This window comes from Pseudomonas sp. I2 (assembly GCF_040984075.1).
Taxonomy (GTDB): Bacteria; Pseudomonadota; Gammaproteobacteria; order Pseudomonadales; family Pseudomonadaceae; genus Aquipseudomonas; species Aquipseudomonas guariconensis_B.
The window spans coordinates 23,107-29,926 of the sequence record NZ_JBCGFQ010000061.1; the positions used below are offsets into that span (position 1 = coordinate 23,107).

The window sequence follows — 6,820 nt, forward strand, 5'->3', positions numbered from 1 at the left end:
TGCCATGGAGACGCCCATGTCCTCACCTTCAGACGCGCCATTGATCGCCACCCGCTGGGTGGAAACCGGCCTTGCGCTGTTCACTGCCGCACTGGGCGGCATCGTCATGCAGGGCAGCCTGGATATCGGTATCGGCTGGGGCGATGCCGGCCCAGAAGCCGGCTACTTCCCCTTCTACATCGGCCTGCTGCTGAGCGCCGCCAGTATCGGCAACCTGCTCCTGGCGCTGCTGCGCCGACAGGCGATGGCGGCGTTCGTCGGGCGCCAGGCATTCGCCCGGGTGCTGTCGGTGTTCCTGCCCATTGCCGTGTACGTGGCGGCCATGCCATTCACGGGCATCTACCTGGCCTCGGTGCTGTTCATCGCCTGGTTCATGTGGCGCAGCCGCCAGGATGGCCAGGGCCATGGCAAGCTGGCCATCGCCATGATCTCCTGCGGTGCGGCACTGGCCAGCTACCTGATCTTCGCGGTCTGGTTCAAGGTGCCGCTGGACGCCGGCGTGCTGGGCGACCTGGCCACCTTCCTGGGAGGGCTGCGGCCATGAGTGAATTCGACTCGCTGATGCAGGGCATGAGCCTGATCTTCACCGCCCACCACCTGGGCCTGATGGTGGTCGGCGTGCTGCTGGGCATCCTGGTCGGCGTGCTGCCAGGGCTGGGCGCGCCGAACGGCGTGGCCCTGCTGCTGCCGCTGACCTTCACCATGTCGCCGGTGTCGGCGATCATCCTGCTGTCGTGCATGTACTGGGGGGCGTTGTTCGGTGGCTCGATCACCTCGATCCTGTTCAACATCCCCGGCGAGCCGTCCTCGGTGGCCACGACCTTCGACGGCTACCCGATGGCCCGCAACGGCCAGGCTGGCGAAGCGCTGACCGCCGCGTTCACCTCGGCACTGCTCGGGGCTCTGGTCGGCGTGCTGTTGCTCACCTTCCTCTCCACCCACATCGCCCGCTTCGCCATGGCGTTCAGCTCGCCGGAGTTCTTCGCCGTCTACCTGCTGGCGTTCTGTACCTTCATCGGCCTGAGCAAGAACCCACCGCTGAAAACCGTGGTGGCGATGATGATCGGCTTCGCCATGGCCGCCGTGGGCATGGACACCGTGTCCGGTGAACTGCGCCTGACCTTCGACCAGCCATGGCTACTGTCGGGCCTGAGCTTCGAGGTGGCGGTGATCGGCCTGTTCGGCATCGGCGAGATCCTCTGCACCGTGGAGGAAGGCCTGGTGTTCCGGGGAGAGCGTGCCCGTATCACGCCGATGGTGATCCTGCGCACCTGGGCCAAGCTGCCGCGCTACTGGCTGACCTGGCTGCGCAGTGCCCTGGTCGGTTGCTGGATGGGGGTCACGCCTGGCGGCCCGACCGCCGCGTCGTTCATGAGCTACAGCCTGGCCCGGCGCTTCTCGAAGAACCGCGACAGGTTCGGCAAGGGCGAGGTGGAAGGCGTGATCGCACCGGAGACCGCCGACCACAGCGCGGGCACCAGCGCCCTGCTGCCGATGCTGACCCTCGGCATCCCCGGTTCGGCGACCGCCGCGGTGATGCTCGGCGGGCTGATGATCTGGGGCCTGCACCCAGGGCCGACGCTGTTCGTCGAACAGCACGACTTCGTCTGGGGGCTGATCGCCAGCATGTACCTGGGCAACGTCGTGAGCCTGATCGTGGTGCTGGCCACGGTGCCGCTGTTCGCCTCGATCCTGCGCATTCCGTTCTCGGTCATCGCGCCGATCATCATCATGGTCTGCGCCATTGGTGCCTACTCGGTGCACAACTCGATGACCGATGTCGGGCTGATGCTGCTGTTCGGCGCGCTGGGCTATGTGTTCAAGAAACTGGGCTACCCCATCGCCCCGCTGGTGCTGGCCGCGGTACTGGGGGACAAGGCCGAGGATGCGTTCCGCCAGTCGATGCTGTTCTCCGACGGGCAGTTGTCGATCTTCTGGTCCAACCCGCTGGTGGGCAGCCTGACCAGTGCGGCCCTGGTGATGCTGTGCTGGCCGCTGCTTGCCAGGTTGGCGACAGCGCTGCGTTCGGCGCTGGGGCAGAAACGGCAGCGGCGCACGGCTTGAACCTCCTGGGCAGGGGCTGCTTTGCAGCCCCCCTCGCGCAATCCGCTGGCGAGCGCTGCCATTTCTTGTCACTCTTGACCGCCCCTCGACCATGAGCCAGACCATGTCCCGCATCCCCGACGCCAGTATCATCCATAGCCGCCTGCGTCTGCGTCAGCTGCGCCTGATGCTGGCCCTGGAGGAGCTGGGCTCGCTGCGGCGTGCCGCCGAGGAGATCGGCATGACCCAGCCGGCGGCGACCAAGATGCTTCATGAAGCCGAGGACCTGCTCGGCGTCGAGCTGTTCGAGCGCCTGCCACGCGGCATGCGCGCCACGCCGTTCGGCGAGACGCTGATCTACTACGCGCGGATGATCTTCGCCGAGCTGTCGGGCATGCGCGAGGAAATGGTCGCCCTGGAGTCCGGCAACCTCGGCCGGGTCACGGTCGGCGCCATTCCTGCCCTGGCCTCTGGCCTGCTGACCCGTACCATCGCCACCCTCAAGCGAAGCCACCCGCGCCTGTCGATGAGCATCCAGGTGGATACCAGCGACGTGCTGGTGCAGGCCCTGCAACAAGACCAACTCGACGTAGTGCTGGGGCGCATCCCCAGCAACGCGCGTACCGACGACCTGCAGTTCGACAGCCTCGGCGAAGAGGACCTGTGCGTGATCACCGGCGCGCAGCACCCGCTGGCCAAGGCCAGGAAACTGGACTGGACCGAACTGCAGGAAATGACCTGGGTGCTGCAGCAACATCCCAGCCCCATGCGCGCCATCGTCAACCAGGCCTTCCACAATGCCCGCATCGACCTGCCCAGCAGCATCGTCGAGACCACCTCGATCATGACCTTGCTGTCGCTGCTGCAGCAGACCGACATGATCGGCATCACCCCGCGCTCGGTGGTCGAGGACTATCCGGGACGGCACCTGCTGGCGGTCCTGCCCATCCAACTGGAGCCCCAGTTGCCGCCCTACGGCCTGATCACCCGGCGCAACCGGGTACATTCCTCGGCGATGCAGACCTTCATGATGGCCGTGCGCGCCGAGCAAGCCAGGCAGGGCTCGAAATAGGCTCAGGGGTTCTCCACATCGTGCCCCAGCGACTGCAGGAACAACGAGAACAGCTCCGGCTGCGAGGAGATGTCGAGCTTGGCGTAGAGGTGCCGGCGATGAACCTTGACGGTTTCCGGTGAGATCGCCAGGCGCTCGGCCATGGCCTTGGAGGAATAGCCGCGCAGGATCAGCCGGGCGATCTCCAGCTCGCGCTCGGACAACACCCCCGCCCCGAAGTGGCTGAGCGCATCACGCACCTGGGCGGCCACCGGCTCGCCGGTCGGCAACAAGCGCTGGCTGCGCAATGGCCAGTGCTGCTGCATCAGCGCCAGCACCCAGGGACAGAGCATCGCCAGCAGGCCACACTGCCCGACGTCGAACGGCTGGCGCATGCCCAATGACAACGACAGCGCCCCCTGGCCGGGTAGCTGGAGGATGAACTGCACCTCGTCCTCCAGCACGTTGGCATGGAAGTAGTTGAGGTAGTACTCGCTCTGCTGGAACTGGTCCGGCGCCACTTCGTCGAGGCGGTACAGGCCGCTGGGCAGGCCGTCCTGGCAGGCCTGGTAGAAAGGATCGAGCTGGTACAGGCCGCTGAGGTACAAGGGCATGGCTGCCGGGCCATCCTGGGGGGCGGCGTCGTACTCCTCCAGCACCACGGGCGTCCCGCGGGCGGGGTAGAAGGCGGCCAGGGCATTGTCGAACGGCAGCCAGCAGCGCAGCAGCAGGACCAGCTGCTTCCAGAAGCGTGGCTGGCCGATCTGTTCGATGGTGCGGCCAAGGCTGGCGTGAACGCCGACTTCGTGAAACAGGCTGTGCATCCGTCGGTTCCCCTGAAAAGGTGATGGGATTTCCCTCCTTTCCCACCCTCGCGTCAAGGGGCGTACCCCCAAAGGGTGATTGGCCGCCTCCCCCGCCAAGCCTAGATTGCCGCCCATGCAGCGCTGCGCCGAGAGGGCGCCATCCGCTTCTTCGTCACTGCCTCAACCACCAATAACAATTCGAGGAGAACGACATGCACGACCGTGCGCTCAAACCCAGCCTGGGCATGCTCGATGTGGTCGCCATCACGGTATCGGCGGTCACACCGGCCAGTTCCGTGTTCGTCATCGCACCTTTCGCCATCGCCCAGGCCGGCAGCGGTGCCTTCCTGGCCTTCGTCCTGGCCGCCCTGCTGGCGCTGATGTTCGCCTGGTGCTACGCCGAGCTCGGCCGTGCGCACAGTTCGGCTGGCGGCGAATACGTCTATGCCAAGCGAGTGTTCGGCGGCATGGCCGGCTATGCCACCTTCCTCACCGTGCTGGTGTCCTTGCTGTTCATCCCGCCGGTGCTGGCCACAGGCGCGGCCACCTACCTCAACAGCGCCCTGGGCACGCAGTTCGACACCCCGTCCGTGGCCTTGGCCATCGTCGTCGCCAGCTACGGCCTGGGTATCCTCAACATCCGCGTCAACGCCTGGGTCACCGGGGTCTTCCTGCTCTGCGAGGTCGTCGCCCTGCTGGTGATCGTGGTGCTTGGCCTGGGCAACGTCAGCCAGCCGCTGAGCGTACTGGCCCAGCCCCTGCACCTGGACCACGGCCTGCTCGCGGCAGCGCCCTGGGCGCTGGTGTTCGCCGCGGTGGGCACCGCGCTGTTCTCCTACAACGGCTTCGGCGGCGCCGTGCTGCTGGCCGAGGACATGAAGGACGGTGGGCAGGGCATCCACCGCGCCGTGCTCTGGTCGCTGGCGCTGGTGGTGGCGATCGAGCTGATACCGATCGGCGCGCTGTTGCTCGGCGCCCCGTCTCTGCAGGACATGCTGGCCAGCCCCGACCCGATCGGCTACCTGCTCACCGCCCATGGCAACGAAACCCTCTCGCGGCTGGTCAGTGCCGGGATCTTCCTCTCGGTGTTCAACGCCATCATCGCCATCGTCATCCAGTCCGGCCGGGTGATCTTCAGCAGCGGCCGCGACCAGTTGTGGACGCCAGCCCTGAACCGCCTGTTCACGCGCATCCACCCACGCTGGGAATCGCCGTGGCTGGCCACCTTGTTCCTCGCCGTGCCGTCGGCAGCCCTGAGCTTGAGCTCCAACCTGGAGGAACTGACCTCCTTCACCGTCCTGCTACTGGTCATGGTCTACCTGGCGGTGGCCCTGTGCGGCCTGTTCAGCCGGGTACTGCGCAGCGACCGCGAACACCCGTACCGCATGCCGCTGTGGCCACTGCCGGCGCTGCTGGCGACGCTCGGTTCCGGCTACCTGCTGCTCAATTGCCTGCTCGGGGCTTCGGTACGCGACACCCTGATCATCCTCGGCATACTGGCTGCCTCGGTGCTCCTCTATGGCACCTACGGCAAGCTCAGCCCAGCCTTCCAGAAACTCTGAAACGAAGGAGTCCCTATGCGCGCTCGTCAACTCGGCATCACCCTGGGCCTGGGTAGCCCCGGAGCATTCAACGCCATCACCGATGTCCCTGGGGTCCGCGTCGGCCACAGCACCCTGGTCGCCGACGGCGACGGCAAGCAGGTGCGCACCGGCGTGACGGTGATCCAGCCCCGCCCCGGCGCGGCCCGCCTGGCGCCATGCTTCGCCGGTGTCCACGTGCTCAACGGCAATGGCGATGCCACGGGGCTGGAATGGATCCGCGAGGCAGGCCTTTTGACCACGCCCATCGCCATCACCAACACCCACAGCGTCGGCGTGGTGCGTGACGCCCTGATCGCCGCCGAGCGCGATGCCCTGGCCGATCCGTCGGTGTACTGGTGCATGCCGGTGGTGCTGGAGACCTTCGACGGCCTGCTCAACGATATCTGGGGCCAGCATGTCAGCCCGGCCCAGGTGAACGAAGCGCTGGCCCGCGCCGAGTCCGGCCCAGTCGCCGAAGGCGCTGTCGGTGGCGGAACCGGTATGATCTGCCACGAATTCAAGGGCGGTATCGGCACCGCTTCGCGCAAGCTGCCGCAAGACCAGGGCGGCTGGACCGTGGGCGCGCTGGTGCAGGCCAACCATGGCCAGCGCCGCGAGCTGCGCATCGACGGCTATCCGGTCGGCCGGGTATTGGACGGCATTCCCTCGCCCTTCGACGACCGTGGCGAGCCGGGCATGGGGTCGATCGTGGTGATCATCGCCACCGACGCACCGTTGCTGCCGCACCAGTGCCAGCGCCTGGCCCAACGGGCGTCCATCGGCATCGCCCGTACCGGCGGTGGTACCGAGGATGCCAGCGGTGACCTGTTCGTCGCCTTCTCCTGCGCCGACCAGCAACTGCCAGCGGCCGCCTACGGGCGCAAGGGCGTGCCCTTGAGCATGCCGGTGCAGATGCTCAACAACGACCACATCACACCGTTGTTCATGGCGGCGGCCGAGGCGGTGGAGGAAGCGATCGTCAATGCCCTGCTGGCGGGGGGTGACATGCACACCGCCGACGGTGTGCTGGTGCCGGGGCTGGGTGGCGAGCGCTTGCTGGAGGCACTGCGGCAGGTAGGTTGGCAGGGGTAGATAGCGGGGGCCGCTGTGCGGCCCAATCGCGGGCAAGCCCGCTCCCACAGGGCCCTGCAAAGCCACATCATTGGCAAGTGCAGGAGCCCCAGCCAGCAGCTCGCCTCAGATCCTGAAACTCCCCACCAACTGCTTCAACCGCCCGGCCTGCTGGCTCAGGGCATCGCAGTGACGCAGGGTCTCGTTGAGGTTCTCCACCCCTTGCTGGTTGAGGGTGTTGATCTGGGTGATGTCCAGGTTCAGGC

6 protein-coding genes are annotated in these 6,820 nt (G+C 66.8%); 5 read left to right on the plus strand and 1 reads right to left on the minus strand.

Annotated elements, in window-relative coordinates:
* Positions 1–16: 16 nt before the first annotated feature.
* The 3 genes from WCE05_RS23145 to WCE05_RS23155 all read left to right on the plus strand — a co-directional run bounded on the left by WCE05_RS23145 (position 17) and on the right by WCE05_RS23155 (position 3,115).
* Complete coding sequence (locus WCE05_RS23145; RefSeq protein WP_225790837.1) at positions 17–544, plus strand: tripartite tricarboxylate transporter TctB family protein; 528 nt, start codon at positions 17–19, stop codon at positions 542–544.
* Positions 541–2,064, plus strand: a complete 1,524-nt coding sequence (locus WCE05_RS23150; protein ID WP_225790836.1) for a tripartite tricarboxylate transporter permease — start codon at positions 541–543, stop codon at positions 2,062–2,064. Before WCE05_RS23145 ends, WCE05_RS23150 begins: the two co-directional genes overlap by 4 nt.
* Before the next feature lie 103 nt (positions 2,065–2,167).
* On the plus strand, positions 2,168–3,115 hold the full coding sequence (locus WCE05_RS23155) for a LysR family transcriptional regulator (RefSeq protein WP_253081592.1): 948 nt from the start codon (positions 2,168–2,170) through the stop codon (positions 3,113–3,115).
* A 2-nt stretch (positions 3,116–3,117) separates the two neighbouring features.
* Here the strand turns inward: WCE05_RS23155 and WCE05_RS23160 are convergent, their stop codons facing one another.
* Positions 3,118–3,918: a response regulator transcription factor gene (locus WCE05_RS23160; RefSeq protein ID WP_368816641.1), complete on the minus strand. Its 801-nt coding sequence runs from the start codon at positions 3,916–3,918 to the stop codon at positions 3,118–3,120.
* Positions 3,919–4,112: 194 nt separating this feature from the next.
* Between WCE05_RS23160 and WCE05_RS23165 the strand changes: the two genes are divergently transcribed.
* Together WCE05_RS23165 and WCE05_RS23170 are read left to right on the plus strand one after the other, a co-directional pair.
* Positions 4,113–5,462 carry an APC family permease gene (locus WCE05_RS23165; RefSeq protein WP_225790833.1) on the plus strand — a complete coding sequence of 450 codons (1,350 nt, stop codon included), beginning with the start codon at positions 4,113–4,115 and terminating at the stop codon, positions 5,460–5,462.
* Between the two features lie 15 nt (positions 5,463–5,477).
* Positions 5,478–6,575: a P1 family peptidase gene (locus tag WCE05_RS23170; RefSeq protein ID WP_225790832.1), complete on the plus strand. Its 1,098-nt coding sequence runs from the start codon at positions 5,478–5,480 to the stop codon at positions 6,573–6,575.
* Positions 6,576–6,820: the final 245 nt, after the last annotated feature.